Consider the following 26,840-nt stretch of genomic DNA (forward strand, 5'->3'; position numbering starts at 1 on the left):
CCCGCAGACCGGTCCCGCCGACTCCGCCCTCGCGCTCGGCACCCTCGGAGCCACCGTGCTGCTCTCCGGCGCCGCCGGCGTGCTCTGGCTGACCCGGCGCGGCCGGCAGGCCCGGTCCTGAACGGAGCGGCCCCGCCCATGCCCGCACCCCCCACCCCCCGGCGCCTCGGCCCGGCCGTCCGGCGCCTCGATCCCAAGCTCCGGCGCCTCGGCCCGGCGCTGCTCGCCGGGGCCGCGCTGCTCCTCGGCGCGCCCGCCGCCGTCGCCGACGAGCCCGGCTGGACCGCCGAACCCGCCGCCGGACGGTCCGCCGGCGCCGTACGCCCGTACTTCTACCTCGCCGGCACCTCCGGCAGCGTGCTGGAGGACCGCCTCGCCCTGACCAACACCACCGACCGGGAACGCACCCTCACCCTGCGCGGCGCCGACGCCTACAACACCGCCGACGGGGCCCTCGCGGTACGCCCCGCCCGCCGGTCCACCGACGCCGGTTCCTGGCTCAGCTTCGGCGCGAGCGCGACCGTGAGGATCCCGGCCCGCACCCGCGCCGTGGTCCCCTTCACCGTCTCCGTGCCACCCGCGACCCCGCCCGGCGACCACCCCGCCGCCATCGTCGCCACCGAGGCCGGCCACGAGGTCGGCGTACGCATCCACCTGCGCGTCGGCGGGCCCACCCTGGCCGCCCTCACCGTCGAGAACGTCTCCGTACGCGGCAAGGGCGCGGCGACCCGCGTCACCTACACCCTCGTCAACCGGGGCAACGTGACCCTCGCCCCCGAACTCGCCCTCCACGCGCGCGGCCGCTTCGGCGAGGTCCCGGGGCGCGCCGCCCACCCCCTGCCCGTGGAACTGCTGCCCGGCCGGCGCGTCGAACTCACCGAACCCTGGCCCGGCGCACCGGTGTTCGACAAGGTCCGACTGAACCTCACCGTCACCGCCCCGGGCGGCGCACGGGCCACGGCCGGTGCCTCCGAATGGTTCGTGCCCTGGGGTCTCGCCGGCTGGACGGGCCTCGGGCTGCTCGCCCTCGGCGCGACCACCACCGCCGCGCTGCTCCTCGTACGCACGCGACGGACGCCCCGTGAGGAACCGCCGGAGCCGGCCGGGCCCGTACCGGGACAGGGGCAACCGACTTCGAAGGAACACGAGTTGACGGGAGCACCCAGGTGAGCACCCAGGTGAGCGCCAAGGTCGGCGGGACGGGCGGGACCCCCGTCGCCTCGGGGTGGTCGGCGGTGTCGGCCCTCGTGGTCTCGGTCCTGGCCCTGGTGTCCCTGGCCCTGTTCCCGGCGGCCCCGGTCGCGGCCGCGGAGGCCAAGCCGACGGTGGCGCTCTCCCTCCAGGAGGTCGCCAAGGGCACCGGGATCACGGTCACCGGCGCCGGCTGGCGGGCCAAGACCATGGTGATGCTGTTGGTCTGCGGGCAGAACATGATCGGCGGCACCAACAGTTGCGCGAACGCCGACGGCGTCGCCGTCGCGGTCGCCGACGACGGGCGGTTCACCGCCCAACTCCCCGTCGTGGAACCGCCCAAGCCCTGCCCCTGCGTGGTGAACGTGACGTCCGTCAACGGGGACCAGTCCACCGTCGCCGCACCGCTGAAGATCACCGACCATCCGGTGGCCGAACTGCCCACCGACTCCGGTACGGCCCGTCTCGCGGTGCTGACGGGGGTCCGACTGGAGGGCGACGACGGGGTCCTGACCTGGTTCGGCGCCCCGCCCACCCGGAAGTTCACCGTCATCGTCGGAAACCTGGGCTCCGCCCCCGTCACCGACCCGGTCTTCCAACTCGGGACCGCCCACGGGGTGTTCGCCCCGCTGTGGGAGGAGGCCCGGTGGAAGGGCACCGTCCCGCCCGGCGGCAAGGCGGAGATCCGCCTGGACACCACCCTGTCGGCGGGAGCCCACGGCGACTACACCGTCTCCCTCAAGTACGGGGACAAGGTCCTGGCCACGCAGCCGTGGGGCGTGGACCGCCCGTACGGGGTCCTGCTGTTCTGGGGCCTGCTCCTGCTGGTCGTGCCCGCCGCCGTCTTCCGCGTCGGCATGGCCGTCGTCGACCGGGTCCGACCGCGCGGGACCCCGACCGGCGGTCGCCACCGGGGCGCCAAGGCCCTGGAGGCGGCGGCGTCGGCGGTGACGGCCCGACTGCCACGGATCCCGGCCGTACGCGGATCCCCGCCCGCGCCGCCCGCCGCCGACACCCCGGCGGCCTCCCCCCAGACGACCACGGCGGTCCTGCCGTGGTTCACCCCGGACAGCGCGCCGGGACCCGGAGCACCACCAGGCCCACCTGCCCCACAGGCGTCCGCACCGTCTGAGAACCGTCCGACAACGAAGGGACATTCGTGAAGACCCAACGGAGGGTGAGCGCGGCGGCTGTCGTGCTGCTGTTCGGCGGCGCGGGCATCCTGGCGGCGGTCGCCCCCGCCCAGGCGGCCGACGCCACGTTCAAGGTGAAGTGCGTACCGCCCGCCGGCGGCGGCGCCCCGGTGGAGGGAGAGACCACCGCTAAGATCAGCGCGCCCGCGACGGCCAAGGTCGGCGACGAGGTCGACGTGTCGTGGGAGACGGTCAAGCCCGCCTCCAACAACACGGACCTGATGGTGATCCCCAAGGACTCCGTGGTGCCCACCGGCTGGTTCACGGTGAGCGGCGGCGGGGCCGAGCTGAAGGTCGTCGGGGAGAAGAAGAACCCGGAGATCCCGAAGAAGGCCCCGATGGTCATGTCGACCATGAAGGGCAAGCTCAAGCTCACCAAGGCGGGGAAGATCACCCTGACGCCCGGCCGGTACGAGGTCGCCGTCTCCTTCCCCTTCGGAACCTTCGTCACCAAGTGCGCCCCCGTGGGCACCGTGACGGGCGGGACCACCATCGACGTCTCCGCCGGCTCCACGGGCGGGACGACGGGAGGCGCGACCACCGGCGGCGCGACCACCGGCGGCGCGACGACGGGAGGTGCCACGACGGGAGGTGCCACGACCGGCGGGGCCACGACCGGCGGGGCCACCACCGGCGGGGCGACGACCGGCGGGGCCACCACCGGCTCCACCACGGGCGGCGGCGGCGGTCAGACCGACTTCCCGGGCAAGGCCGTCGAGGTCGCCTTCGACTGCGGCCCGGTCGTCCCCGGCGGCATCAAGACCCCGGTCACCGTCAACGCAAAGAAGAACGGCGGCGCCTACGACCTGACGGTCAAGACCGCCAAGGGCGCGATGGCCGCGCCCATGGCCCTGCCCGCCGGCGCCCTCAAGCCCTCGATGAACGTCAAGCTCGGCGGCGCCGACACCGGCACGGTCAAGGTCTCCGGCCCGGCCAACGCCGAGCCGATCCCCGACAAGGCCCCCGTCAGCCTCAGCGACATGACCGGCACCTACAAGCCCGGCAAGACCGGGAAGGTGACGTTGACCCCCGACCAACTGACGATCGACGTCACCATGGCACCGGGCTCCACGCCCATCAACGTGCCCTGCAAGGCCACCAGCAGCGCCGTCTCGCTGGAACTGGACACCACCGCCCAGGCCGGCGGCTCCGGCTCACCGTCCTCCACCGGCAGCACGAGCGCGGGCACGCCCTCGGGTTCGGGCGGCCTCGCCGAGACCGGCGCGCAGGACGACGGCGGCATCAAGGCCCTGGCCCTGGTCGCCGGCACGGTGATCCTGCTCGGCGGGGCGGTCTTCACCTTCACCCCGTGGCGCCGCCTGCGCGGCACCCGGTAGCAGCGGGAAAGCGAACGGCCCGGCACACCTCGCGGTGTGCCGGGCCGTTCCACGTGCGGGGGTGGGGACGTGTCAGCGCACGTCGCCCATGAGCGCCTTGACCTTCTTGCGGTACATGAAGACCGCGATGCCCGCCAAGGCGGCGAGGGTGGCCTCGATGGCCACGGCACCGGTGCCGTTGAGGTTCACGCCGAACACGGCCGGGTCGGACAGCAGACTGGTGATGGAGTCACCGGCGGTGACGGCCAGGAACCACACGCCCATCATCTGCGAGGCGTACTTGGCCGGGGCCATCTTCGTGGTGACCGAGAGGCCGACCGGGGAGAGGCACAGCTCGCCCACCGTGTGGATCAGGTAGATGCCCACCAGCCACATCGGGCTCACGGACTGGCCGCTCGCGGCCATGCCGAGCGGAATCAGGAAGAAGAAGAACGAGACGGCGATGATGAACAGGGCCATCGCGAACTTGCCGACCGTGGACGGCTCCTTGCCCTTGCGGTTCAGCCACATCCAGATCCAGGCCATGACCGGGGCCAGGCACATGATGAACAGCGGGTTCAGCGACTGGTACCAGGACGACGGGAACTCGAAGCCGAGCAGTGAGCCGGAGGCCTTGGTCTCACCGAACGACTGGACCGTCGAGGCACCCTGGTCGTAGATCATCCAGAAGGCGGCGGCGGCCACGAAGAACCAGATGTAGCCGGTCATCTTCGACTGCTCGCCCGCGCTGAGGTCCTTGTCCCGCTTGATGCGCAGCAGGACGAAGGTCGGGACGATCAGACCGATCAGGGTGAGCGGGATGGTCGCCCAGGCCTTGGTGAACATGCCGGCGAGACCGACGGCGGTGTAGAAGACGCCCACGATCGCGACACAGAGGGCGACCTTGCGCAGCCACGAGGTCCGCTCCTCGGCCGACAGCGGCTTCGGGACGACGGAACTCACGGGGTTCAGGTTCTTGCTGCCCAGCAGGAAGACGACCAGGCCGATGCCCATGCCGACCGCGGCCATCGCGAAGCCGAGGTGCCAGTTGACCTTCTGGCCGACGGTGCCGATGGCCAGCGGGGCGAAGAACGCGCCCGCGTTGATGCCCATGTAGAAGATGGTGAAGCCACCGTCACGGCGCGGGTCCTTCGCGTCCGTGTACAGCTGCCCGACCATCGTCGAGATGTTGGCCTTCAGCAGGCCCGAGCCGATGGCCACCAGCGCCAGACCGGCGTAGAAGGTCGTGTGACCGGGGAGAGCCAGGATCACGTGGCCGGCCATGATGGTCACGGCCGCGATGGTCACGGTCTTGCGGGGACCCCAGACGCGGTCGCCCAGCCAGCCGCCGGGCATGGCCAGCAGATAGACCATGGAGACGTAGATGGAGAAGATGGCGATCGCCGTCTTCTCGTCCATCCCTATGCCGCCGCCCAGGCCGCCTTCCTTGGCATCCGGGCCACCCGAGAGCAGGTAGACGAGGAGCAGGGCCTTCATGCCGTAGAAGCTGAACCGCTCCCACATCTCGGTCATGAAGAGAGTGGCCAAGCCACGGGGGTGGCCGAAGAAGGTCTTCTCGGAGGACGTATCCGCCGAGTCCTTCGTCAGGCTGGAAGCCATGGTCGATCCTTGCTTGCTCGGGACGCGTGGCTTTGTGAGCTCATCGGCGCCCGGTGGGGGGTGGCCAGCACCGGCGACGGAAGTCCCACCCCACGCCCGGGGGTCTCGCCCCACGGGGTGGGGGGCGAAGGAACATCGGTCACCGGGATCCACGCCCTTCGCGCACGTTCGCGCGCAGGGCCCGGCCCACAGGTCATTCACGGTCATCCGGGTCGGACAGGACGGTCCGTCACACGAACGTGTGCGAGACCGCCGATCCGCCCGGAACAGAATCGAAGACCCCTGGCCGCAATTCGGCACAAAGGTCCCCTGGGTAGTGCATCAGGCGTCTCGCCACCATACGACACGACACTGAGGGATATGGAAGGACTTGAGAGATGGATCACAGGTTTGTAGGGAACCGTTCGGCCATATTCGAAGGCCGTAAGTCCCTCGTATACCCAGATAGAGAGGGCTCTATCGGCGTGCCACTCCTTTGACCCCGTGCGGACTACCATCACCCACATGACGCGTGTACTGCTCGCCGAGGACGACGCATCCATCTCGGAACCCCTGGCCCGCGCCCTGCGCCGGGAGGGCTACGAGGTCGAGGTCCGGGAGGACGGCCCCACCGCCCTGGACGCGGGACTGCAGGGCGGCGTCGACCTCGTCGTCCTGGACCTCGGGCTCCCCGGAATGGACGGCCTGGAAGTGGCCCGGCGGCTGCGGGCCGAGGGACACGGGTTCCCGATCCTCGTGCTCACCGCCCGCGCCGACGAGGTCGACACGGTCGTCGGCCTGGACGCCGGCGCCGACGACTACGTGACCAAGCCGTTCCGGCTCGCCGAACTGCTGGCCCGGGTACGGGCCCTGCTGCGCCGCGGCGCCACGGAGGCCTCCCAGCCGCCCGCCACCCACGGCGTGCGGATCGACGTCGAGTCGCACCGCGCCTGGATGGGCGAGGAGGAGCTCCAGCTCACCGCGAAGGAGTTCGACCTCCTGCGCGTCCTCGTCCGGGACGCCGGTCGGGTCGTCACCCGCGACCAGTTGATGCGCGAGGTGTGGGACACCACCTGGTGGTCCTCCACCAAGACCCTCGACATGCACATCTCCTGGCTGCGCAAGAAGCTCGGCGACGACGCGGCCAACCCCCGTTACATCGCCACCGTCCGGGGCGTCGGCTTCCGCTTCGAGAAGAGCTAGTACTTACTGAGTCATGCGCCGCCGCCTGATCAACTCCACGCTCGCCGTGGTGCTCGTCGTGATCGCCGTGTTCGGGGTCTCCCTGGTCATCGTCGAGACCCGGACCATCACCAGCAGCGCCCAGGACCGCATCGGGTCCGAGGCGCTGCGCCTGGTGGGCATCGTCGAGTCGAACGTCCTGGAGAACAAGCCGATCAACCCCGCGGCGCTCGCCGAGCAACTGGACGTCGGCAAGTACGCCCGCATCACCGTCCCGGGGCAGGCGCCCGTCGAGGTCGGCGATCCCATCGACGAGAGCGTCATCCGGGGCACCGCCCACGGCGAGCAGGGCGAGGAAGTGGTCGTCGAGGCCACCCGCTCGACGGTCACCCGGGAGGTCGGCCGCACCCTGGCCGTGGTCGGCGCGGTGGCGCTGCTGGCGGTCGTGGCGGCCGTACTGCTCGCCGTACGCCAGGCCAACCGGCTGGCCTCCCCGCTCACCGACCTCGCGGAGACGGCGGAACGGCTGGGGTCCGGGGATCCGCGGCCCCGCCACAAGCGGTACGGGGTTCCCGAGCTCGACCGGGTCGCGGACGTGCTGGACTCCAGCGCGGAGCGGATCGCACGGATGCTGACGGCGGAGCGGCGGCTCGCCGCGGACGCCTCGCACCAGTTGAGGACGCCGCTGACGGCCCTGTCGATGCGGCTGGAGGAGATCACGGTCACCGACGACCTGGAGACCGTGCGGGACGAGGCGACGATCGCCCTCACCCAGGTGGAGCGGCTCACGGACGTGGTCGAGCGGCTGCTGACGAACTCGCGGGACCCGCGGACCGGCTCGGCGGTCCCGTTCGACCTGGACGAGGTCGTCAAACAACAGGTCGAGGAGTGGCGGCCGGCCTACCGCAGCGCCGGGCGGGCCATCGTGCGCTCGGGGAAGACGGGCATGCGGGCCGTGGGCACCCCCGGCGCGGTCTCGCAGGTGCTGGCCACCCTCGTGGAGAACGCGCTCATGCACGGCGGCGGCACGGTCGCCCTGCGTACCCGGGTGACCGGCAACCAGGCGGTGCTGGAGGTCACGGACGAGGGCCCCGGCGTCCCGCCGGACCTCGGCAACCGGATCTTCGAGCGGGCCATCAGTGGCCGGAACTCCACCGGTATCGGCCTGGCGGTCGCGCGCGACCTCGCGGAGGCCGACGGCGGACGCCTGGAGCTGCTGCAGACCCAGCCGCCGGTGTTCGCGCTGTTCCTCAGCCGCACCGCGCCGGAGCGCGCGGAAGACCCCGAGCCGATGGTGCGTTGAGCCGACGGTGCGCCGAGCCGGGCCGCGGGACGAGGGTGGCCCGGATCGGGCGACCGGTCTACTGGGCGGCGGACTCGTGCGCCAGAGGGACGACCGGCGTGACCGGGACCACCGAGGCGGCCGGGGCTTCCGGCTCGGACGCGTGGCGTTCCCGCTGCTCGACGACGGCCCCGGCCGCCGGGGGCCGGCTCGCGGGCAGGGCCTTGAAGACCCAGGTGCGGTAGGACCAGAAGCGGAAGACGGTGGCGACGCCGATGCCGGCGAACTTGAAGACGTTCGTGGCCAGCCTGCCGTCCATGCCCAGGCCGTAGGTCCCCGCGTAGAGCACGCCGCTCTCGATGACCAGGCCGATCGCGCTGAAGAGGGCGAACAGGGGCAGCTCGCGGGTCGGGGGCCGGCTGCCGTCGCCGCCGGACCGGTCCCGGTAGGTGAAGAAGCGGAAACCGATGTAGTTCGTGCCGATGGCCACCACGATGGCTATCACGCTCGCCCGGACCACCTGGAGGTCGGTGGTCGCCCGCAACAGGTTGAAGACACCCAGGTTGACCAGGACACCGACTCCGCCGACGGCCCCGAATCTGGCGGCCTCCCGTGCCAGGCCGCGCAGGCGTTCGAGGGCGGATCCGTTCTTCGGCGTGCTCATGTGATCGGTCAGTCCCTGTTCGTCGTGTCCGCGGTATCCGTCGTGTCCGTGCTGTCCGTCGCCGTACCCGTCGCCATGTCCGTCGCCCCGGTGCGGGGGCGTCACCCGTTCTCGTCAACCCGTCCATGTTAAGTGTCGCCCCCGGAGCACGCCCGTGCCTTCGCGTGCCTCGCGCCCTTGCGGGGTCCGGCACACGGCGTCCGGCGGGTCCGCGCCAGGGCTGCGTCCGGATGGCGCAATACCGACGGATACCCTGGAGAGGTGACGTTCCCGGTAGTCGGCATGGTCGGCGGCGGACAGCTCGCCCGCATGACCCACGAGGCGGGCATCCCCCTCGGCATCAGATTCAAGATCCTCAGTGACACCCCACAGGACTCGGCGGCCCAGGTAGTGAGCGATGTCGTCATCGGCGACCATCGCGACCTGGAGACGTTGCGCGCCTTCGCGCGCGGCTGTGACGTGATCACGTTCGACCACGAGCACGTACCCATCGAACACCTGCGGGCCCTGGAAGCGGACGGCATCCCCGTCCGCCCGGGGCCCGACGCGTTGGTGCACGCCGCGGACAAGGGGGTGATGCGCGCCCGCCTCGACGAGATCGGCGCGCCCAGCCCCCGCCACCGGATCGTGGCCGATCCGGCGGACGTGGTGGCCTTCGCGGACGAGGTCGGCGGCTTCCCCGTCATCCTCAAGACGGTGCGCGGCGGGTACGACGGCAAGGGCGTGTGGTTCGTGCGCACCCCCGAGGACGCGGCGGCGCCCTTCCACGCGGGGGTTCCGGTGCTCGCCGAGGAGAAGGTGGACTTCGTCCGCGAGCTCGCGGCGAACATCGTCCGCTCCCCGCACGGCCAGGCGGTGGCCTACCCGGTGGTCGAGTCCATCCAGGTCGACGGGGTCTGCGACACCGTGATCGCCCCCGCGCCGAACCTCTCCGAGGAGCTCGCGGGCGAGGCCCAGTCCCTGGCCCTGCGCATCGCCAAGGAACTCGGCGTGACCGGCCACCTGGCCGTGGAGCTGTTCGAGACCACCGACGGCCGGATCCTCGTCAACGAACTGGCCATGCGTCCGCACAACAGCGGCCACTGGACCCAGGACGGCGCGATCACCTCCCAGTTCGCCAACCACGTACGGGCGGTCCTGGACCTCCCGCTCGGCGACCCGCGCCCGCGGGCCCGCTGGACGGTCATGGCGAACGTGCTCGGCGGGGACTACCCGGACATGTACGCGGCGTACCTGCACTGCATGGCCCACGACCCCCAGCTGAAGATCCACATGTACGGCAAGGACGTGAAGCACGGCCGCAAGGTCGGCCACGTCAACACCTACGGCGACGACCTGGACGACGTGCTGGAGCGAGCACGTCACGCTGCCGGCTACCTCAGAGGGACGATCACCGCATGAGCACCTCTTCCGCAGGCCCCGTCATCGGCATCGTCATGGGCTCGGACTCCGACTGGTCGGTCATGGAGGCCGCGGCCCAGGCGCTGGACGAGTTCGAGATCCCGTACGAGGTCGACGTGGTCTCCGCCCACCGGATGCCGCGCGAGATGATCGCGTACGGCGAGCAGGCCGACGGCCGCGGCCTGAAGGCGATCATCGCGGGCGCGGGCGGCGCCGCCCACCTGCCCGGCATGCTCGCGTCCGTCACCCCGCTGCCGGTCATCGGCGTACCGGTACCGCTGAAGTACCTCGACGGCATGGACTCGCTGCTGTCGATCGTCCAGATGCCCGCCGGGGTTCCCGTCGCGACCGTCTCCGTCGCCGGAGCGCGCAACGCGGCCCTGCTGGCCGTCCGGATGCTCGCCGCCCACGACCCGGAGCTGCTGGCCCGCATGCGGGAGTTCCAGCAGGAACTGAACGAGCAGGCCACCGAGAAGGGCAAGCGACTGCGGGCCAAGGTCGCGGGCGCGGAGTCCTTCGGGTTCGGCAAGTGAGCGCCGCGCAGCGCCTGGGCGAGGCGCGTGAGCTGCTGGCCGAGCATCCGGTCGTCGACGGCCACAACGACCTGCCGTGGGCGCTGCGCGAGCAGGTCCGTTACGACCTCGACCGGCGGGACATCGCCGCCGACCAGTCGGGCCACCTGCACACCGACCTGCCCCGGCTGCGCGCCGGCGGGGTCGGCGCACAGTTCTGGTCCGTGTACGTGCGCTCCGACTACGCGGGCGACGAGGCGGTCAGCGCCACCCTGGAGCAGATCGACCTCGTCGACCAGCTGATTGCCCGTTACCCCGCCGACCTGGTGCGGGCCCTGACGGCCGACGACATGGAGGCGGCCCGCGCCGAGGGGCGGATCGCCTCCCTGATGGGCGCCGAGGGCGGGCACTCCATCAACAACTCGCTCGCCACCCTGCGCGCCCTGCACCGGCTGGGCGTGCGGTACATGACGCTCACGCACAACGACACCATCGACTGGGCGGACTCGGCGACCGACGAACCCCGGCACGGCGGCCTGAGCGGCTTCGGCCGCGAGGTCGTCCGCGAGATGAACCGCGTCGGCATGCTCGTGGACCTCTCGCACGTGGCCGCGACCACGATGCGCGACGCCCTCGCGGTCTCGGCCGCGCCGGTGATCTTCTCGCACTCCTCGGCGCGGGCGATCTGCGACCACCCGCGCAACATCCCGGACGACGTGCTGGCGCTGCTGCCCGCCAACGGCGGCGTGGCCATGGCCACCTTCGTGCCCAAGTTCATCCTCCCCGAGGCCGTCGCCTGGACCCTGGCCGCCGACGAGAACCTGCGGGCCCACGGGTTCCACCACCTCGACACCACCCCCGAGGCGATGGCCCTGCACCGGGCCTTCGAGACGCAGCGCCCGCGCCCGGTGGCCACCGCCGCGACCGTCGCCGACCACCTGGACCACATGCGCGAGGTGGCGGGCGTCGACCACATCGGCATCGGCGGCGACTACGACGGCACGGCCTTCACCCCGGCCGGGCTGGACGACGTCGCCGGCTACCCGAACCTGATCGCCGAGCTGCTGGCACGCGGCTGGTCGCGCGCCGACCTGACGAAGCTGACCTGGTCCAACGCCGTACGGGCGCTGCGCGACGCCGAAGCGGTGGCCCGCGAGCTCACCGCGGCGCGGGGGCCGTCCAACGCGGTGCTCCAGCCGTAGGAGCGCGGGAGCGCAGGTTGCGGGAGCGCGGGAGGGGACGGCGGGCCCGCCGTCCCCTCCGGGTTTCCCGGGCTGATCGCCGAGCTCCTGGACCGGCCGCGCGACGCGTGGTTCACCTCACGCGCCGCACGGGACCGCACGGCGCCGCAGGAACGCCCGGAGCGTCCGCGTCGGACCTTGTCGGTCAGGCCCGGGGGCGGCCCATGGCGCGGTAGGTCCAGCCGGCGGCGCGCCAGCGCTCGGGGTCCAGCGAGTTGCGGCCGTCCAGGACCAGCCGGTCGGAGACGACCTCGCCGAGCTCCGCCGGGTCGAGGTCGCGGAACTCGCGCCACTCGGTGAGGTGCAGCACGACCTCGGCGCCCCGGGCTGCCGCGAGCGCGGAGTCCGCGTAGCCCAGCGTGGGGAAGACGCGGCGGGCGTTGTCCATGCCCTTGGGGTCGTAGACGGTGACCTGGCCGCCCTGGAGGTGGATCTGCCCGGCCACGTTCAGCGCGGGCGAGTCGCGCACGTCGTCCGAGTCCGGCTTGAAGGTGGCACCCAGCACCGCGACCCGCTTGCCGAGGAACGAACCACCCACGGCGTCCCGGGCCAGTTCGACCATGTGGCCGCGCCGGCGCATGTTGATGGAGTCGACCTCCCGCAGGAAGGTCAGCGCCTGGTCCGCGCCCAGCTCGCCCGCCCGCGCCATGAAGGCCCGGATGTCCTTGGGCAGGCAGCCACCGCCGAAGCCGATGCCCGCGCGCAGGAACTTCGAGCCGATCCGCTCGTCGTGACCGATGGCCTCGGCCAGCTTGGCCACGTCACCGCCGGCCGCCTCGCACACCTCGGCCATCGCGTTGATGAAGGAGATCTTCGTCGCGAGGAAGGAGTTCGCGGCCGTCTTGACCAGCTCGGCCGTCGGGAAGTCGGTCACCACCAGCGGGGTGCCCTCCGCCATGGGTGTCGCGTACACCTCGCGCAGCAGCTTCTCCGCGCGTTCACCCTGCACGCCGATGACGATGCGGTCCGGGTGCAGGGTGTCCCCGACGGCGAAGCCCTCGCGCAGGAACTCGGGGTTCCAGGCCAGCTCGACCTCCTCGCCCGCCGGGGCGAGGTCCGCGAGCCGGGCCGCGAGCCGCTCGGCCGAGCCGACCGGGACGGTGGACTTGCCGACCACCAGCGCCGGCCGGGTCAGGTGCGGGGCCAGGGAATCCATCGCGGAGTCCACGTAGCTCATGTCGCAGGCGTACTCGCCGTGCTTCTGCGGGGTGTTCACACACACGAAGTGGACGTCGCCGAACGCGCCGACCTCCTCCCACGAGGTGGTGAAACGCAGCCGCCCCGTCGAGCCCGGCATCCCCTCCACGTGCGAGGCCAGCAGCTCCTCCAGCCCCGGTTCGTACATGGGGACGCGGCCCGAGGCGAGCATCTCGATCTTCTCCGGGACGACGTCCAGCCCCAGTACCTCGAAGCCCAGCTCGGCCATGGCGGCGGCATGCGTGGCACCGAGGTAGCCGGTGCCGATCACAGTGATCTTGAGGGGCATGCGTTGCTCCAGGTGTGGCGGGCCTTTGCGGCCACCGAGCATAGGCCGGCCCGCGCACGGGGAGGTTCCCGGGGAGTCGCGGCCCCTGCGGCGGGCGGCGGGCGGCCACCGGCGCGCTGTCACGCAGCTCACGTACGTGTTACATATCGCTGCCGGGACCCCGGACACTAAGATTTGGGTTACTTAACGGTAGTTAGCATCACTGATGCGTCACGCATCACCTTGGGGAGTGAGAGATCTTGGCGGGTTCTGCCGACTTCGACCTGTACCGCCCGGCCGAGGAGCACGACATGCTCCGCGAGTCGGTCCGCTCGCTCGCCGAGGCGAAGATCCTGCCGTTCGCGGCGGCGGTCGACGAGGAGTCCCGCTTCCCGCAGGAGGCCCTCGACGCCCTGGTCGCCAGCGACCTGCACGCCGTCCACGTACCCGAGACCTACGGCGGCGCCGGCGCGGACGCGCTCGCCACCGTGATCGTGATCGAGGAAGTGGCCCGCGTCTGCGCGTCCTCCTCCCTCATCCCGGCCGTGAACAAGCTCGGCTCGCTCCCGGTGATCCTCTCCGGTTCCGAGGAGCTCAAGGCCAAGTACCTCGGCCCGCTGGCCAAGGGCGACGCGATGTTCTCGTACGCCCTCTCCGAGCCCGACGCGGGCTCCGACGCCGCCGGCATGAAGACCCGCGCCGTGCGCGACGGCGACTTCTGGGTGCTCAACGGCGTGAAGCGCTGGATCACCAATGCCGGCGTCTCCGAGTACTACACGGTCATGGCCGTCACCGACCCGGAGAAGCGCTCCAAGGGCATCAGCGCCTTCGTCGTCGAGAAGGGCGACGAGGGAGTCTCCTTCGGCGCCCCGGAGAAGAAGCTCGGCATCAAGGGCTCCCCGACGCGCGAGGTCTACCTCGACAACGTCCGCATCCCCGCCGACCGCATGATCGGCGCCGAGGGCACCGGATTCGCCACCGCGATGAAGACCCTCGACCACACCCGCATCACGATCGCCGCCCAGGCGCTCGGCATCGCGCAGGGCGCCCTGGACTACGCCAAGGGCTACGTCCAGGAGCGCAAGCAGTTCGGCAAGCCGATCGGCGACTTCCAGGGCGTGCAGTTCATGCTCGCGGACATGGCCATGAAGATCGAGGCCGCCCGCCAGCTGACGTACTCGGCGGCCGCCCGCTCGGAGCGCGTCTCCGGCGGAGGCCCTCACGAGGACCTGACGTTCTTCGGCGCCGCGGCCAAGTGCTTCGCCTCCGACGTGGCCATGGAGGTCACGACCGACGCCGTCCAGCTCCTCGGCGGTTACGGCTACACCCGTGACTACCCGGTGGAGCGCATGATGCGCGACGCGAAGATCACGCAGATCTATGAAGGCACGAACCAGGTCCAGCGGATCGTCATGGCCCGCAACCTGCCGTAGCAGGTTTTTCGCAGGTCATCCGCTGTCTCGGGTGATCGGGGAGCGGCTGTCGGCTTCCGGTCCGCTCGGGTCCGTTCCGGGCCGTCCTCGGGCGTCATGCCGGGGGAATCCTGGCCGGACACCGGGCTGGAAACCGGCTGCAAGTGAAGTCCCCCGTACCCGACAAGGGTGCGGGGGACTTCTGTATTTCCGCCCATGGGGTCTCGGCTAGGCGTTGTAGAGCGTAGGACGTTCCGCCACCTGGTTCGGTGTCAGCCCTTCGACAGTCAGGTTCCCCGTCCAGAGCTGGTCACGGTTGGCGTACGTCGAATCGAAGCGGACGCGCTTACCGCCCGGCTCCAACTTCCACCTCTGTTCTTGGAATTGCGCGATACGGTCGCTGCCGCACACGAATGCCCGGGTTGCCTGAGTGAGCACCCATTGAGCCGGCTCGGTCTCGCCGGCCGTGGGCCGCCCGCAGTTGCGGGCCATCTGCCACAGGCGCGGCCACTCGACCCCGGGAGTCAGCGGGCCGATGACGGCCACGTCTCCGATCCGCCGTTCGTCGAGGTGGTGCGTGGCGTACCCGAAGACCACGCCGAACATGGCGAAGACGGTGACCCTGCCGCTCCCGGTCAGACCCTCATCAGATGGCATGGGCGGTACCTTTGCTCAGAGTGGGACCCGGGCACCTGTGACGTGTCCGGGTCCCACTTCGTACGAGCGGATCACGCCGTGATCCGTGTGTTGGGGCGAGTCAGCGGGTCAGCGAGTCAGCAGCCGTCGCCGTCGCCGCAGCAGGCCGGCTGGTTGCACTCGGCGGTGGTACCCCACAGCCGGGCGTCGACCTCGAACCCGGCGGCCGCGACGCGGTCGGCCACCGACACCATCAGCGGGCGCGTTCGAACCCTGGCGTTCGGAGAGTGGTGGACGAAGTAGCCGAACTGCTCCTGACACCAGGCGGCGTACTCCTGCGTGTGGAGCATGAACGAGTGCCAACCGGGGTCCACCCGCTCACTGGGCGCCATGTCGTACGCCTTCTGGCTGCCCAGGACATACACGAAGGCGATGGCCTGATCCATCACGCGATCGGCCACGACTCGCTCAAGGCCGTACTCGTCCGCGCAGAACGCGGCCAGCCGCTCGAACAGCTCGGGGCTGACAAGGTCCCGCCCGTGCCGTAAGGCGACGGGGCTTTCCACCACGGTCGTCATCGTGCGACTCCTTCTGTCGATGGGTCTCGCTGCCCGCCCTGGCGGGGCGGGGGGCTATGCCAGGGCGCCTCGACCCGATGAACAAGGGCGACGTCCTCGAACCCTCGGAGGAAGCGGCCGTGACCGGCGTTCAGGCCCGTGTGCGTCATGCACTGTCGATCCACCTCGGCCACATCGGGGCCGGGAACGGCAGCCCAGCCGCACTCCGCGTAGAGGCAGCTCGCGACCGTGGTGGGCGTGCACTCGGGGTCTCTGAGGATCCGGTGCTCGGCGTATCGGATGACGGAGCGCGTCATCGGCGCGACCCGTCCGCGTTGACGCAACGGGTGTGCCAGTACGCGACCTTCGGCGGCCCGTCCTCACCCGCGAGCGTCCCCCGCCGGGCGAGTTGGTGAAGGGGGATGGGCATGTTGCACGACGGGCACGTCTCGTGCTTTTCCGTGTAGGTCGCGTACTCGAACGTGTCCGTCTTGGTCGCCATTGCGCACCCCTTCGCCGCTGTCTCCGGGAATCGACAGCCAATGGTGGCCGGGGGGCGGGGGCAGGTTCTAGCCGGTTTCCTGCTCGCGCAAAAGCTCGTCTCGGATGGCTTCGAGCATGGCCCGCATGACGTCACCGGATACTGCCATCGCGGCGAACCCTTCGAACTTGGCTACGTACAGGGCGACGTCCCTAGGGTCGGTAACCACCGTCTCCGCGTGGACCGTCTCAATGGTTACCGTGCGTTCGTCCCTGATGGAGAACGAGTGGCCAGGAAAGTCCACCTGTGGGGTCGACAGGGCGACGACTCGGATATCCACGTTGGGCAGCCGAGAGGCAGAGATCAATCGGTCGAGCTGCCCCACCATCATCAAGGGCGGGATGATGCGCCACCGCAGGACCGATTCCGTGATGATGAAACGGAAGGCCTTCCCTTCCGAGTACAGAACACTTTGACGTGCCAGCCTCGCACCGACGGTGCGCTCCAGCTGTTCATCTGTCAGGTTCCTTCGGGCAAAAACCGCCCGCACATATTCGGGTGTCTGAAGCAGGCCGGGAACGAGTGAGGGCTGAAATAGACGCAGTAGGGCTGTTTGCGATTCAAGGGCCTGTACCTGTTGTTGTTTACGGCTGTAGCCCAATCGGCGAATAAGTCGCCACGCTGTGACTTCCGTGGCCGCCTCTCTGGCAGCAGCCATGTACTCGGCCTTTACCCCATCCGATACGCCTATGGCCGTGAGGATGCAGTCGACGTCTGTGACGCTGGGCGCTGTGTTCCCGTTCTCAATCTTGGATAGCTTGGAACAAGACATGGCAGCGCCACGGGCAACCGCCTTCGCTTCCTTCCCGGAAGACTCACGCAGTTCCCGCAGCGCTGACCCAAGGCTAGACTTATTCACTCGCCGTACTTCGCCCACCATTCAGCGAAGGGCACGGCTTGAGCCATAGCCGTGTCCCTGTACGCCAGGAACCTGGACAGCTGATCTTCTCCGAGGAAATCGGCACCCAGGTACTTACCCTCCGCGTCGTAGTTCATGGCTCCGATGACTCGCTCATCGAAGAGCCAGAAATCCGGTGCATCCGCGATCGGGTTTTCCTGGTTGGTCGTGTCCAGGATGAAGAATTCTTCCCCGGCGGCCATGTTGCGACGGTAACCCCAGGAAAGTTCGAAGCGCAGGTAATTCGTCAGTGGACGGGCGAGGATGTGCACGCGGTAGATTCGCCTTCCCGACTGGACCGCGTCCCCGACCGTCGTCATCCATCCTGCGGTCTTGTAATCCTCTGGCTGTGGATCACCGGCAAGGAATGCTTGGTAGGCGTCAACGCCACCCGATTTGCTGTAATCATCCAGAGTCTCCAGTCGGAACGCCTCCCGACTGAAGTTGTTGAACCAATCCCCCAGCGTCTTAGATGAGGTTGTCACGAATGGCCTTTCGGATGAGCTCGATAGGGATTTCCACCATGGTTTCGTGAGCTGGAATCTCCTGCCCGTGGTCCGCCACGCGGGCCCCCTGTACGACCAGCGTGCCTCGATCGGTCGCAAAGATGGTGGGACACTCGCCCTCGTCGCACTGGCCTACCAGTCGTGTCAGCTTCACGGCCTGCCCCCTCGTCGTCGGGTGTCGCGTCCGATGCTCGCGGCTCCCAACCCGAGGAACAAGGGGTTCGAGTTTCCGTTACTGGAAACCGGGCCAGTCCCCTAGTCTCGGCCGAGGATCAGCAGGGGCCCGGGCTGGACGCCGAAGCTTGTGATCATGGGGGAATCCTGGGGACGTCCCACGTCAGAGGGCGTCTGTGCAGGTGGAGACCGTATGAGCTGTAGAGCGCGCAGATCTCCAGCGGATCGTCATGGCCCGCAACCTGCCGTAACGACCCACTCGACGTCCCACGGGCGACGTTCCACGACGACGTCCCACGACGGCCCCGGCACGACGCGCGCCGGGGCCGTCGTGACGCCCGCCCGGGCTCAGAGCAGGTGGTCGGCCTTGCCTGCCTTGATGTCCCGGATCAGCTGCCGGAGAGCGTCGCCGCTGTCGCTGAGGTAGGTGTTCTCCTGGCCGGCGACGGCGATGTAGCTGTTCCCGTCCGCGTCGGTGCCGATGCGGTAGCAGTTGTTGCCCTCTCCACAGAAGGCGTCTTCCCAGTCGATGTCGTGCACGACGTTCCTCACAGGTCCGTGGCGATCGTGTGGATGAACTCGCGGGACCCTTGAGGGGACAGCGCCGCCTTGTTCATCCACTCCAGATGACTCCAGTATTTGGCCAACTGGGCTTCTGCGTGCATGAAGACAGGGCCGTGCGCGGTATCGAGTTGAGTCGTATCGAGGGCCTTGACGGGGCCTTCGGCGTAGAGCACGGCGTTGCCGGCGCCCGGAAAGATCCCCAACTCGACCGGCAGCACTCGGAGCGTGATGTGTTCCCGTTCGCCCTGATCGTTCAGAAACTGAAGCTGGCGCCGCGTGGCTGCTCGACCACCGAACTGCATGCGTAGGGCTGCTTCATGGACGTAGCCGACGTACGGGGTCAATTTGCCGCCTTCAAGGACCTGTTGCCGAGCATTGCGCTGGGCAACTCGCAACTCCACGTCCAGACGGCGAAGTTCCGGCAGCACCGCACCGAAGATGGCGCGCGCGTAGTCCTCGGTCTGGAGCAGGCCGGGAATGTGTACGGTCTGGGCCGTGTGTAGTCGAGTGGCGTGCCACTCCAGTTCGGCGATGTCGAGAAGACCTGGTGGCACCTTCCCTCGATACTCGTCCCACCAGCCACGCGAGCGGGGCTGCGCGATGTCCACCAGCGCGTCGACGTAAGCCGCGTCCGTGCACGAACAGTTGTCGGCCAGGGTGCGCAGCCGGTCTGCGCTGAGCGTCCGGACGCCGGACTCGATGTTGGAGATCTTCCCCCGGTCCAGGCCCAGGAGCGCCGCGGCGGCGTCGGCCGTCATTCCGGCCGCCATCCGCATCCGTCGCAGTTCGGCACCCAGCCTCGTCTGTCGGTACGTCGGTGTCGTTCTCGGTGGCATACCCGCAGTCTGCCGTGACGCCTCCAAAGAACCAAGGTGATCAGAGTGTCACTGAAGTGGTGGTGTATTAACCACCCCATGTCCTACGCTTTGTGATGCAGCGCTCACGCAAGGGAGTTGAAGCGCACCGGTTCGCCCTGCCCACCGACAGAACGAACCGACAGGCCACGCCTCCCGCTCACCCAAGGAGTCAGCGATGTCCGCAACCGTCACCGCCTGCCACGCAGAGCCCGCCCCCACCTCGTACGCGCCACCCTCCCCTTCCGCCCTCAGCTACAGCCTCACCCTCCCCGGTGAGCCTTACAGCGCGGCCCTCGCGCGCAGGACCGTCGCGTCGGTGCTCCGGACGCACCGCCTGGACGCACTCGTGGCGGTCGCCGCCCAGGTGACGGGCGAACTCATGGCCGCCGGCTGGCACAGCAGCCCGGGAGACGGCCTGTACCTCTCCGTCCGCTACCGGGACGACTCGCTCCGCCTGATCGTCTACGACGCCCACGCGGCGCACCCGCACCCCCGCCTCGCCGCGCTCTGCGAGGCTCGCCGGCGAGGGCATCTGAGGGTCCTCGCCGCATTGGTACGTGACTGCGAGGGGGAATGGGGTTTCGGCCCGGCCCGGGAACCCGGCGGCGGCACCCGGACCTGGGCCACGCTGCCGTACCGCGCAGCCGCCTAGCCGCCTAGCCGCGCAGCCGCACAGCCGCACAGCCGCGTCAACGCGGAAAGCCCCCGCCGCAGCGGGGGCCTCGTCCCAAGGTTCACAGTCACAGACGGCCGACGGCGCCGGCGGGGTCGTCCAGCCAGACCCGCCGGCCGTCGCCGTCGCCATCGACATCGACATCGACCGACAGGCCGAAGCGGGACCGCTCCGGCTTCCCCAGGTCGTGCCAGCGCAGGAACGCCTCGCGCACCTCGTCCCACAGCGCCCGGGGGCCGTACTGCTCCACCTCGTACGTCCGCGCGTCCGGGACGTACTCCACGGTCGCCCACGACCTGCCGTCATCGGCGAAGAACCACAAGGTGGCCTCGCCGCTGTCGTCATCCGCGTCGCACCACCTGAACCACGCGTCGGTGACGCCGATGTTGCACGGGCTTGCATGAGAACTATCCGAGAGCGGTGATCGCTTCCGAGATCAAAGCGCGGGCGGGACCACCGTGAACGGCGATCTTGGACAGTTCGGAGAAGGCTTTCGCGTAGGTGGCGACCTCGCTCGGCGCCGAGACGTTCACGGCGGCCGTCAGTAGTTCGACGCTCGCCTGCCGGCTGTCGAACAGGTAGAAGGCCTCCAACGGCCAGACAAGCCTCTGAGCCGTGAAGGGGATCACTCCCAGGCTGACATTGGGCAGGGCCATGAGCGCCAGCAGGTAGCCGAGTTGGCCGGCCATCGTGGCGTCGTCGCCGATGCGGTAGCGGAGCACCGTTTCCTCCAAGAGCAGGCCGAACCGGTGGTCGCCCTCATGGAGGACGCGTGAACGCTCAACCCGGGACGCGGCTGCTGCTTCCGAGTCGTCCGGAGTTCCCTGGAAGGCGGCGATGGTGGACAGCAGAGCTGCCGCGTACCCCTCCGTCTGGAGCATCCCCGGGACGACGTTGGAGCAGTACACACGGAAATGACGGGTTCCCTCATACAGGGGAACGACTTCCTCTTGCGCCCTGCGCATCCCGTGGACCGGAGGGGCAGGCAGGCGATGAAGAAGGAAACCCGGACAAGCTCCTCCGCGAGGGTGCCCGCGCGGCCCGGAGTGAGGTGTGCCGTAAAGCACTCCGATCCACGAGGAAACCACCCAGGTCCAGCGCATCGTCTGGGCTCGCGACCCGCCCTGAGGACGACATTGAGCCGCAGGCGGTCCCACCTGCCGTCTCCGGCCTTCGTCAGGCCCCCGATGGGCTAAATTTGTGCCCTCGTACGCCCGAATCGGTTGGGGAGACACAATGACGGAAGCGATCCTGCTTGTTGGCGGGCAGGGGACGCGTCTGCGCCCTGTGACGGTGAATACCCCCAAACCGATGGTGCCGGCCGCGGGTGTCCCGTTCCTCGCCCATCAGATAGCCAGGGCCGCGGCCGCCGGTGTCACGCACATCGTGATGGCCACCTGCTATCTCGCCGAGGTCTTCGAGCCCTACTTCGGCGACGGGTCGGACTTCGGCGTCAGCCTCGAATACGTCGTCGAGGACGAGCCCCTGGGCACCGGCGGCGCCATCCGCAACGCCGCCCGACGCCTCACCGGCGGCCCGGACACGTCCGTCCTCGTCTTCAACGGCGACATCCTCACGGGCCTGGACATCGCCGGCCTCGTCGACTCCCACCGCGAGGCCGACGCCGACGTCACCCTGCACCTCGTGAGGGTCGAGGACCCCCGGGCCTTCGGCCTGGTGCCCACCGACCCCGACGGGCGGGTGCTGGCCTTCACCGAGAAGCCGGAAACCCCCGAAGAGATCGTCACCGACCAGATCAACGCCGGTTGCTACGTCTTCCGCCGCAGCGTCATCGACTCCATTCCGGCCGACCGCGCCGTGTCCGTCGAGCGCGAGACGTTCCCCGGCCTGCTCACCTCCGGGGCGAAGCTCCACGGCGTCACCGAGGACACGTACTGGCTGGACCTCGGCAAGCCCGAGTCCTTCGTCCAGGCCTCCGCCGACCTCGTCCGCGGCATCGTCTCCTCCCCGGCCGTTCCCGGTCCCCGCGGCGAGTCCCTCGTCCTGCCGGGCGCCCACGTGGCCGACGGGGCCAAGCTGTCGGGCGGTACGGTCGTCGGGGCCGGCGCCCGTGTCGCGTCGGGCGCGATCGTCCACGGCTCCATCCTGATGGACGGCGCGGTCATCGGTTCGGACACCCACGTGACCGCCAGCCTGGTCGGCGCCGGCGCCTCGGTCGGTACGCGCACGGTGCTGGACGGCGCGGTCGTCGGAGACGGCGCGATCGTCGGGGCCGACAACGAACTCCGCGCGGGAGCGCGGGTGTGGTGCGAGGCCGAACTGCCCTCCGCCTCCGTGCGTTTCTCCTCCGACCGCTGACCGCTGACCGCTGACCGCTGACCGACGCCGGCGAGTCGACAACCCCGTGAGCCAACCCCAGTAAGGCAATCCCAGTGAGGCGACCCCGGTGACGGCCGAGCAGCAGACTTCCCGCGCGGCCGACGCCGCGGACGACGCCGCGTCCACGCGGCTCCCCGACGCATGGGCGCGGACCCCGCTCACCGTGGTGATGCCCACCTACAACGAGGCGGGCAACCTGCCGGGCATGGTCGAGCTGCTGATGGGCCTCGACCAGCCGGGCCTGCGCCTGCTGGTCGTCGACGACTCGTCGCCCGACGGCACGGGCAGGATCGCCGACGAGCTGACGGAGGGCTTCCTCACCGAGGACGGCAAACCGCGCATGTCGGTCCTGCACCGCACCGCGAAGGACGGCCTCGGCCGCGCCTACGCCGCCGGCATGACCCGGGCCGTCGAGGAGGGCGCCGCGTACGTGCTCCAGATGGACGCCGACGGCTCCCACCCGGCCGCCAAGATCGCCGAGTTGCTCGGCGTGGCCCGCTCCACCGGCGCCGGCCTGGTCGTCGGCAGTCGGTACGTTCCCGGTGGCAGCCTCTCCGACGCCTGGGGCGCGCACCGCAAGCTGCTGTCCCGCTGGGCCAACGCCTACGCGAGCACCATCCTCGGCACCCGCGTCCGCGACATCACGGGCGGCTTCAACCTGTGGAGCGCCGACGCGCTGAAGGCGATCGACCTCGCGTCGATCGGCAGCGCCGGCTACAGCTTCCAGGTCGAGATGAAGTACCTCGCCCTGCGCCGCGGGTTCCAGGTGGTGGAGGTTCCGATCCACTTCGAGGACCGCACCATCGGCGAGTCCAAGATGAACCTCGCCGTCCAACTGGAATCCATCGCCATGCCGTGGATGCTCCGCGCCCGCTCCGGCGAGTAGCGAGTAGCGATTGGCGATTGGCGACTCCGCCCGTCCGCCCAGCCGTTGACCGGCGGAGCGGACGAGGAGTCGATGTGGAGCGGACGAGGAGTCGACGTGGAGCGGGAGCGAGCCTGGAGCGCCCCCGGAATCGTCCCGCCTAGCGCGACTGGACGGTGACCTTCTCGTCCTTCTGGATCTGCTGGACGAGCTGCTTCACCTTGGCCTTGTCCCAGACCAGGTTGCCGCCGCGCTGTCCGGAGATCGGCATGTTCATCGACACGCCCTCGCCGCCGCTGACGCCCTTCATCGCGAAGAACATCTGGCCCATGTCCCACAGGGACATGTCCTCGTCCACGATCAGCGTCTCCAGACCGGCGCCCATCACCGGGTACAGCTGGAAGGGGTTGAGGACCGTGCTCGGAGTGGCGGCCTGACTCGCCAGCGAGGAGAGGAACTTCTGCTGGTTCTTCGTCCGCTGGAGGTCCGACTCGGCGAACGCGTACCGGGTGCGGACGAAGGCCAGAGACTGCTCTCCGTTGAGGGTCTGCTTGCCCGCCTTGAAGTCGGCCCCGGACTTCTCGTCCTTGAAGCCCTTCTCGATGTCGAGTTCCACGCCGCCCAGCGCGTCGACGATGTTCGCGAATCCGGCGAAGCCGATCTCGGCGTAGTGGTCGATGCGCAGACCGGTGTTGTACTCCACCGTCCGCACGAGCAGTTCCGGTCCGTCCTCGGCGTAGGCGGCGTTGAGCTTGACCCGCCGGCCCTGCCCCTTGAACGTCTTGCCGGACTGCGAGCCGACGAAGGAGGGGATCTCCACGTCCGAGTCGCGCGGCAGGGAGACCATGGTGTTCCCGCTGGAGCACTTCGCGAGGATCATCATGGAGTCCGTGCGCTTGCCCTCGGCGGAGCCGGTGTGGAGCTTCTTCTTCTCCTCGGCGGACATGCCCTCACGGCTGTCGGACCCCACGATGAGGTACGTCGTGCAGTCGCCCTCCTTCGGCCGCTCGATGACCTTGGACAGGTCGACCTCGCGGCGCACCTTGGAGTCGGCCCAGAAGTAGGTGCCGATGCCGGTGGCCAGCAGCGCGGAGACCAGGACGATCGCGCCGATCTTGATCTGTCGGGCGCGGTTCGGCGCCGGGCCGGGGGAGCGGCCCGGCCTGCCGGGGCCGGCCGGGGGCCGGCCGTCGCCGCCGCCGGGACCACCGGGGGCTTCCGCGGGTGCCCCGTAGACCTGGCCGGTGTTGTAGCCGCTGTCGTAGCCGTACCCGTCCGGGTTCTGTGCCTGCGGGGGCACCCCGTACGCGGGGGACTGCGCCGGCGGAGGGGGCGTGCCGGGGCGCCGCGTGGGCGGCGGCACCTGGGGCCGAGCGGGCTGCTGCCGCTGGATGTGCCGCATCCGCTGCGGACCCTCCGGTTGCGCCTGAGCGCTGCCGCGTCCGTACCCGTCGTCCCGGCGACCGCGGTCGTCGCGGTCTCCGGTCCACCCTTCTGGCCAGTCATTCATGCGGACAAGAATGCACGCCCCGGCGTGTCGCCCGACAGTCCGGGGCGCACTTCGTTCCGGTGCTGTTGCAGAGCTGATGCTTCCGATACCGCTTTAAGGTGTCCATATGACAGACACAGCGGGCGATACGGCGGGCGATAAGGCGGGCGAGCCTGCGGGCGAGCCTGAGGGAAAGCCCACATCAGCCTCCCGGACGACCCTCAGCCACATCATGACCGCGAACGACACCAACCTGCTCGGCACGGTGCACGGTGGCGTGATCATGAAACTGGTCGACGACGCCGCCGGCGCCGTGGCCGGCCGGCACTCGGGCGGTCCCGCCGTGACCGCCTCCATGGACGAGATGGCCTTCCTCGCGCCGGTCCGCGTCGGGGACCTGGTCCACGTCCGCGCCCAGTGCAACTGGACCGGCCGCTCCTCCATGGAGATCGGCGTACGGGTCCTCGCGGAGCGGTGGAACGAGTCCACGCCCGCCACCCAGGTCGGCAGCGCCTACCTGGTGTTCGCGGCCGTCGACGCCGAGGGCAAGCCCCGCACCGTCCCGCCGGTCCTCCCGGAGACGGAACAGGACGAGCGCCGCTACCAGGAGGCGCAGATCCGGCGCACCCACCGGCTGGCCCGGCGGCAGGCCATCACGGAGCTGCGCGCGCGCCGCTCCGCCGAGGGCCTCGACGAGTGACGTCCGCCACCACCCGGGCGCCGTCCCGGGTGGAGCCCGGGGCGCGGCGGCCACGGCGGCCCGGCCCCGGCGCTACTGCCCCGGCTTCGCGCACACCACCTGGTCACCGGTGACCACCGCCGTCGCTCCGCCCTGGTACGGGTCCTCCGCCCGGACCGGCACCACCTTCTTGTAGTCCGCGCCCGCGATCACCAGCACCGTCCGTCCCTGCCCGGCGACCGCCCGCAGTTCGCTCCCGGGCAGTGCGGTCGACACGGTGCGGGCCGAGCGGTCCCAGCGGGGGTCGTACGACACGACCGTGCGCTTGACCTCCCGGCTGGCGCCGTTGCCCGGGGCCCGGGTGGTGTCGAAGCCGGTGGCCCGCAGGCCCTCGTCGACGCGCCCGCCGAGCCCGTCGATCCGGGTGCCGTTCTCCACCTGGACCCGGATCTGCGCCGGAGGCACGTCCACCGCCACCGCGGGCTGTCGGGCGGGGCGACCGGGGCGGACGGGCTGGAGCGGCTGGTCCCGGCGCACCGAGTCGAAGAGCTTCGCCGCCTTCGCCTGGTCCCACTTCACGGTCGAGCCGATGCCCTTGACGCTGTACGAGGGGTCGCCGATCGGCACCGAGGCGAACTCCGAGGACGAGGGCGTGAACTCGCGCATCGCCTGTCCCAGGGCCAGCATCTGTTCCGAGCCGAAGCCCTCGTCGGCCCGGACCGAGCCCAGCAGGGTCGAGCTGACCTCCTTGAACTTCACCGGGTTCAGCAGCACCCCGCCGCCGGTGGCCTGCTTGATCAGCGCGGCCACGAACCGCTGCTGGCGCTGCATCCGGCCCAGGTCGGAGGCGCCGTCCACATGGCGCGAGCGCACGTACTGCAGGGCCTGCCCGCCGGTCAGCCGGTGTGTGCCGGGCAGCAGGTCCAGGCCGGTGTTGGCGTCGCGCATGGCCTTCGCCGTGCAGATGTCCACGCCGCCCATCGCGTCGACGGTCCTCATGAAGCTGGTGAAGTCGACCTCCAGGTAGTGGTCGATCTTCACCCGGGTCATGTTCTCGACGGTGCGGACGGTCAGGTTGGGGCCGCCTTCCGCGTAGGCCGCGTTGAGCTTCACCCCGTGCGCCTTGTGGTCCTTGCCGGTGGTCAGGTCCCGGTGGGCGGGGACCTCGGCGTAGCTGTCCCGGGGGAGGCTGATCACGCTGGCCCGTTCCCGGTCGGCGGACAGGTGCACCAGCATGATCGTGTCGGTGCAGTGGCAGGGGGCGCCGCCGAGGCGGTACTCCCGCTTCTCCTCCGGGGTGATCTTCTCCCGGCCGTCCGTGCCGACCAGCAGGAAGTTCACCCCGTGCCCGGCCTGGGGGCGGTTCTTCATGTCCTTGAACGGGTCGACCCGTTCGATCCCCGTGTCCAAGCCCGTCATCACGGCGTGTCCGACCGCCCCGGAGCCGAGCACCACGATCGACACCCCGGCCGCGAGCCGCACACCCCACCGGGGCTTGTCCCTCCGCCGGCGCGCCGGACCACCGCCACCGCGACGCGACGTGCGCTGCGACTGCTGTGGCCTGGCGGGACGGGTGGGGCGGTGCGGCTGGGGCACGGGGGAC

Annotated in this window: 29 protein-coding genes; 14 read left to right on the forward strand and 15 right to left on the reverse strand. The window is 70.1% G+C overall.

Annotated elements, in window-relative coordinates; all coding sequences use genetic code 11:
* The 4 genes from ADK55_RS36645 to ADK55_RS38740 all read left to right on the forward strand — a co-directional run.
* The coding region (locus ADK55_RS36645) for an LPXTG cell wall anchor domain-containing protein (protein WP_159041506.1) at positions 1 to 121 on the forward strand (121 nt) is incomplete at its 5' end.
* Between the two features lie 17 nt (positions 122 to 138).
* Positions 139 to 1,170 (forward strand): hypothetical protein, encoded by a 1,032-nt coding sequence (locus ADK55_RS21795; protein WP_053681248.1) that lies wholly within the window; start codon positions 139 to 141, stop codon positions 1,168 to 1,170.
* Entirely contained in the window at positions 1,167 to 2,354 is a 1,188-nt protein-coding gene (locus ADK55_RS21800) for a hypothetical protein (protein ID WP_324611195.1), read from the forward strand. The genes ADK55_RS21795 and ADK55_RS21800 overlap by 4 nt, the downstream gene beginning before the upstream one ends.
* Positions 2,351 to 3,721 (forward strand): hypothetical protein, encoded by a 1,371-nt coding sequence (locus tag ADK55_RS38740; RefSeq protein ID WP_159041507.1) that lies wholly within the window; start codon positions 2,351 to 2,353, stop codon positions 3,719 to 3,721. Before ADK55_RS21800 ends, ADK55_RS38740 begins: the two co-directional genes overlap by 4 nt.
* A gap of 72 nt (positions 3,722 to 3,793) precedes the next feature.
* Here ADK55_RS38740 and ADK55_RS21810 read toward each other — a convergent pair whose 3' ends face one another.
* Positions 3,794 to 5,320, reverse strand: a complete 1,527-nt coding sequence (locus tag ADK55_RS21810) for a peptide MFS transporter (RefSeq protein WP_053681250.1) — start codon at positions 5,318 to 5,320, stop codon at positions 3,794 to 3,796.
* Positions 5,321 to 5,824: 504 nt separating this feature from the next.
* Between ADK55_RS21810 and ADK55_RS21815 the strand changes: the two genes are divergently transcribed.
* Positions 5,825 to 6,502 carry a response regulator transcription factor gene (locus ADK55_RS21815; protein WP_053681251.1) on the forward strand — a complete coding sequence of 226 codons (678 nt, stop codon included), beginning with the start codon at positions 5,825 to 5,827 and terminating at the stop codon, positions 6,500 to 6,502.
* Between the two features lie 13 nt (positions 6,503 to 6,515).
* Positions 6,516 to 7,784 carry an ATP-binding protein gene (locus tag ADK55_RS21820; RefSeq protein ID WP_053681253.1) on the forward strand — a complete coding sequence of 423 codons (1,269 nt, stop codon included), beginning with the start codon at positions 6,516 to 6,518 and terminating at the stop codon, positions 7,782 to 7,784.
* A 58-nt stretch (positions 7,785 to 7,842) separates the two neighbouring features.
* Here ADK55_RS21820 and ADK55_RS21825 read toward each other — a convergent pair whose 3' ends face one another.
* A complete protein-coding gene (locus ADK55_RS21825; protein WP_078999269.1) occupies positions 7,843 to 8,427 on the reverse strand; it encodes a GtrA family protein in 585 nt (194 codons plus the stop codon).
* 261 nt (positions 8,428 to 8,688) lie between these two features.
* On the opposite strand from ADK55_RS21825, the gene ADK55_RS21830 reads away from it, so the two are divergent.
* Genes ADK55_RS21830 through ADK55_RS21840 form a run of 3 tightly spaced genes read left to right on the forward strand, consistent with a single transcriptional unit; the run spans position 8,689 to position 11,542 of the window.
* Complete coding sequence (locus ADK55_RS21830) at positions 8,689 to 9,828, forward strand: 5-(carboxyamino)imidazole ribonucleotide synthase (RefSeq protein WP_053681255.1); 1,140 nt, start codon at positions 8,689 to 8,691, stop codon at positions 9,826 to 9,828.
* Complete coding sequence (gene purE / locus ADK55_RS21835; protein ID WP_053681257.1) at positions 9,825 to 10,361, forward strand: 5-(carboxyamino)imidazole ribonucleotide mutase; 537 nt, start codon at positions 9,825 to 9,827, stop codon at positions 10,359 to 10,361. Before ADK55_RS21830 ends, purE begins: the two co-directional genes overlap by 4 nt.
* Positions 10,358 to 11,542 (forward strand): dipeptidase, encoded by a 1,185-nt coding sequence (locus ADK55_RS21840; RefSeq protein ID WP_053681259.1) that lies wholly within the window; start codon positions 10,358 to 10,360, stop codon positions 11,540 to 11,542. The genes purE and ADK55_RS21840 overlap by 4 nt, the downstream gene beginning before the upstream one ends.
* Before the next feature lie 184 nt (positions 11,543 to 11,726).
* Here ADK55_RS21840 and ADK55_RS21845 read toward each other — a convergent pair whose 3' ends face one another.
* Positions 11,727 to 13,067 carry a UDP-glucose dehydrogenase family protein gene (locus ADK55_RS21845; RefSeq protein WP_053681261.1) on the reverse strand — a complete coding sequence of 447 codons (1,341 nt, stop codon included), beginning with the start codon at positions 13,065 to 13,067 and terminating at the stop codon, positions 11,727 to 11,729.
* A 239-nt stretch (positions 13,068 to 13,306) separates the two neighbouring features.
* Between ADK55_RS21845 and ADK55_RS21850 the strand changes: the two genes are divergently transcribed.
* Positions 13,307 to 14,479 carry an acyl-CoA dehydrogenase family protein gene (locus ADK55_RS21850; RefSeq protein ID WP_031147482.1) on the forward strand — a complete coding sequence of 391 codons (1,173 nt, stop codon included), beginning with the start codon at positions 13,307 to 13,309 and terminating at the stop codon, positions 14,477 to 14,479.
* 207 nt (positions 14,480 to 14,686) lie between these two features.
* Here the strand turns inward: ADK55_RS21850 and ADK55_RS21855 are convergent, their stop codons facing one another.
* The 8 genes from ADK55_RS21855 to ADK55_RS21890 all read right to left on the reverse strand — a co-directional run bounded on the left by ADK55_RS21855 (position 14,687) and on the right by ADK55_RS21890 (position 19,170).
* Complete coding sequence (locus ADK55_RS21855; RefSeq protein ID WP_053681264.1) at positions 14,687 to 15,115, reverse strand: hypothetical protein; 429 nt, start codon at positions 15,113 to 15,115, stop codon at positions 14,687 to 14,689.
* A 116-nt stretch (positions 15,116 to 15,231) separates the two neighbouring features.
* A complete protein-coding gene (locus tag ADK55_RS21860) occupies positions 15,232 to 15,672 on the reverse strand; it encodes a hypothetical protein (RefSeq protein WP_199826595.1) in 441 nt (146 codons plus the stop codon).
* A gap of 292 nt (positions 15,673 to 15,964) precedes the next feature.
* Positions 15,965 to 16,153, reverse strand: coding sequence for a hypothetical protein (locus ADK55_RS21865; RefSeq protein WP_053681266.1), 189 nt, complete (start codon positions 16,151 to 16,153; stop codon positions 15,965 to 15,967).
* A gap of 67 nt (positions 16,154 to 16,220) precedes the next feature.
* Positions 16,221 to 17,051, reverse strand: coding sequence for a helix-turn-helix domain-containing protein (locus ADK55_RS21870; protein ID WP_053681268.1), 831 nt, complete (start codon positions 17,049 to 17,051; stop codon positions 16,221 to 16,223).
* Entirely contained in the window at positions 17,048 to 17,575 is a 528-nt protein-coding gene (locus ADK55_RS21875; protein ID WP_053681270.1) for a DUF6879 family protein, read from the reverse strand. Before ADK55_RS21875 ends, ADK55_RS21870 begins: the two co-directional genes overlap by 4 nt.
* A complete protein-coding gene (locus ADK55_RS39980) occupies positions 17,559 to 17,750 on the reverse strand; it encodes a hypothetical protein (RefSeq protein WP_053681272.1) in 192 nt (63 codons plus the stop codon). Before ADK55_RS39980 ends, ADK55_RS21875 begins: the two co-directional genes overlap by 17 nt.
* Positions 17,751 to 18,118: 368 nt before the next feature.
* On the reverse strand, positions 18,119 to 18,310 hold the full coding sequence (locus tag ADK55_RS21885) for a hypothetical protein (protein WP_053681339.1): 192 nt from the start codon (positions 18,308 to 18,310) through the stop codon (positions 18,119 to 18,121).
* A gap of 8 nt (positions 18,311 to 18,318) precedes the next feature.
* A complete protein-coding gene (locus ADK55_RS21890) occupies positions 18,319 to 19,170 on the reverse strand; it encodes a DUF5753 domain-containing protein (RefSeq protein ID WP_053681274.1) in 852 nt (283 codons plus the stop codon).
* A gap of 196 nt (positions 19,171 to 19,366) precedes the next feature.
* Between ADK55_RS21890 and ADK55_RS21895 the strand changes: the two genes are divergently transcribed.
* Positions 19,367 to 19,843, forward strand: coding sequence for a hypothetical protein (locus ADK55_RS21895; protein WP_053681277.1), 477 nt, complete (start codon positions 19,367 to 19,369; stop codon positions 19,841 to 19,843).
* Positions 19,844 to 19,931: 88 nt separating this feature from the next.
* Here ADK55_RS21895 and ADK55_RS21900 read toward each other — a convergent pair whose 3' ends face one another.
* Both ADK55_RS21900 and ADK55_RS21905 read right to left on the reverse strand, forming a co-directional pair.
* Positions 19,932 to 20,147 (reverse strand): hypothetical protein, encoded by a 216-nt coding sequence (locus ADK55_RS21900; RefSeq protein ID WP_159041508.1) that lies wholly within the window; start codon positions 20,145 to 20,147, stop codon positions 19,932 to 19,934.
* A 124-nt stretch (positions 20,148 to 20,271) separates the two neighbouring features.
* On the reverse strand, positions 20,272 to 20,772 hold the full coding sequence (locus ADK55_RS21905) for a DUF5753 domain-containing protein (protein ID WP_234350192.1): 501 nt from the start codon (positions 20,770 to 20,772) through the stop codon (positions 20,272 to 20,274).
* A 328-nt stretch (positions 20,773 to 21,100) separates the two neighbouring features.
* On the opposite strand from ADK55_RS21905, the gene ADK55_RS21910 reads away from it, so the two are divergent.
* Positions 21,101 to 22,183: a sugar phosphate nucleotidyltransferase gene (locus ADK55_RS21910; RefSeq protein WP_053681281.1), complete on the forward strand. Its 1,083-nt coding sequence runs from the start codon at positions 21,101 to 21,103 to the stop codon at positions 22,181 to 22,183.
* Positions 22,184 to 22,271: 88 nt separating this feature from the next.
* On the forward strand, positions 22,272 to 23,090 hold the full coding sequence (locus tag ADK55_RS21915; protein WP_053681283.1) for a polyprenol monophosphomannose synthase: 819 nt from the start codon (positions 22,272 to 22,274) through the stop codon (positions 23,088 to 23,090).
* Between the two features lie 139 nt (positions 23,091 to 23,229).
* On the opposite strand, the gene ADK55_RS21920 is transcribed toward ADK55_RS21915, so the two are convergent.
* Positions 23,230 to 24,579, reverse strand: a complete 1,350-nt coding sequence (locus tag ADK55_RS21920) for an LCP family protein (RefSeq protein WP_078999263.1) — start codon at positions 24,577 to 24,579, stop codon at positions 23,230 to 23,232.
* A gap of 106 nt (positions 24,580 to 24,685) precedes the next feature.
* Between ADK55_RS21920 and ADK55_RS21925 the strand changes: the two genes are divergently transcribed.
* Positions 24,686 to 25,258 (forward strand): acyl-CoA thioesterase, encoded by a 573-nt coding sequence (locus ADK55_RS21925; RefSeq protein ID WP_053681285.1) that lies wholly within the window; start codon positions 24,686 to 24,688, stop codon positions 25,256 to 25,258.
* A gap of 72 nt (positions 25,259 to 25,330) precedes the next feature.
* Here the strand turns inward: ADK55_RS21925 and ADK55_RS21930 are convergent, their stop codons facing one another.
* Positions 25,331 to 26,833: an LCP family protein gene (locus ADK55_RS21930; protein WP_234350193.1), complete on the reverse strand. Its 1,503-nt coding sequence runs from the start codon at positions 26,831 to 26,833 to the stop codon at positions 25,331 to 25,333.
* Between the last annotated feature and the right edge of the window lie 7 nt (positions 26,834 to 26,840).

It is taken from the genome of Streptomyces sp. WM4235 (assembly GCF_001279725.1).
Classification (GTDB): Bacteria; Actinomycetota; Actinomycetes; order Streptomycetales; family Streptomycetaceae; genus Streptomyces.

Excerpts from the sequence above, each read along its gene's own strand:
- purE (WP_053681257.1), top strand. The coding sequence starts at position 9,825 with ATGAGCACCTCTTCCGCAGGCCCCGTCATCGGCATCGTCATGGGCTCG.
- ADK55_RS21860 (WP_199826595.1), bottom strand. The coding sequence starts at position 15,672 with ATGACGACCGTGGTGGAAAGCCCCGTCGCCTTACGGCACGGGCGGGAC.
- ADK55_RS21795 (WP_053681248.1), top strand. The coding sequence starts at position 139 with ATGCCCGCACCCCCCACCCCCCGGCGCCTCGGCCCGGCCGTCCGGCGC.
- ADK55_RS21815 (WP_053681251.1), top strand. The coding sequence starts at position 5,825 with ATGACGCGTGTACTGCTCGCCGAGGACGACGCATCCATCTCGGAACCC.
- ADK55_RS21920 (WP_078999263.1), bottom strand. The coding sequence starts at position 24,579 with ATGAATGACTGGCCAGAAGGGTGGACCGGAGACCGCGACGACCGCGGT.
- ADK55_RS21825 (WP_078999269.1), bottom strand. The coding sequence starts at position 8,427 with ATGAGCACGCCGAAGAACGGATCCGCCCTCGAACGCCTGCGCGGCCTG.
- ADK55_RS21855 (WP_053681264.1), bottom strand. The coding sequence starts at position 15,115 with ATGCCATCTGATGAGGGTCTGACCGGGAGCGGCAGGGTCACCGTCTTC.
- ADK55_RS21820 (WP_053681253.1), top strand. The coding sequence starts at position 6,516 with ATGCGCCGCCGCCTGATCAACTCCACGCTCGCCGTGGTGCTCGTCGTG.
- ADK55_RS21910 (WP_053681281.1), top strand. The coding sequence starts at position 21,101 with ATGACGGAAGCGATCCTGCTTGTTGGCGGGCAGGGGACGCGTCTGCGC.
- ADK55_RS21890 (WP_053681274.1), bottom strand. The coding sequence starts at position 19,170 with ATGCCACCGAGAACGACACCGACGTACCGACAGACGAGGCTGGGTGCC.
- ADK55_RS21895 (WP_053681277.1), top strand. The coding sequence starts at position 19,367 with ATGTCCGCAACCGTCACCGCCTGCCACGCAGAGCCCGCCCCCACCTCG.
- ADK55_RS21865 (WP_053681266.1), bottom strand. The coding sequence starts at position 16,153 with ATGGCGACCAAGACGGACACGTTCGAGTACGCGACCTACACGGAAAAG.
- ADK55_RS21810 (WP_053681250.1), bottom strand. The coding sequence starts at position 5,320 with ATGGCTTCCAGCCTGACGAAGGACTCGGCGGATACGTCCTCCGAGAAG.
- ADK55_RS21925 (WP_053681285.1), top strand. The coding sequence starts at position 24,686 with ATGACAGACACAGCGGGCGATACGGCGGGCGATAAGGCGGGCGAGCCT.
- ADK55_RS21845 (WP_053681261.1), bottom strand. The coding sequence starts at position 13,067 with ATGCCCCTCAAGATCACTGTGATCGGCACCGGCTACCTCGGTGCCACG.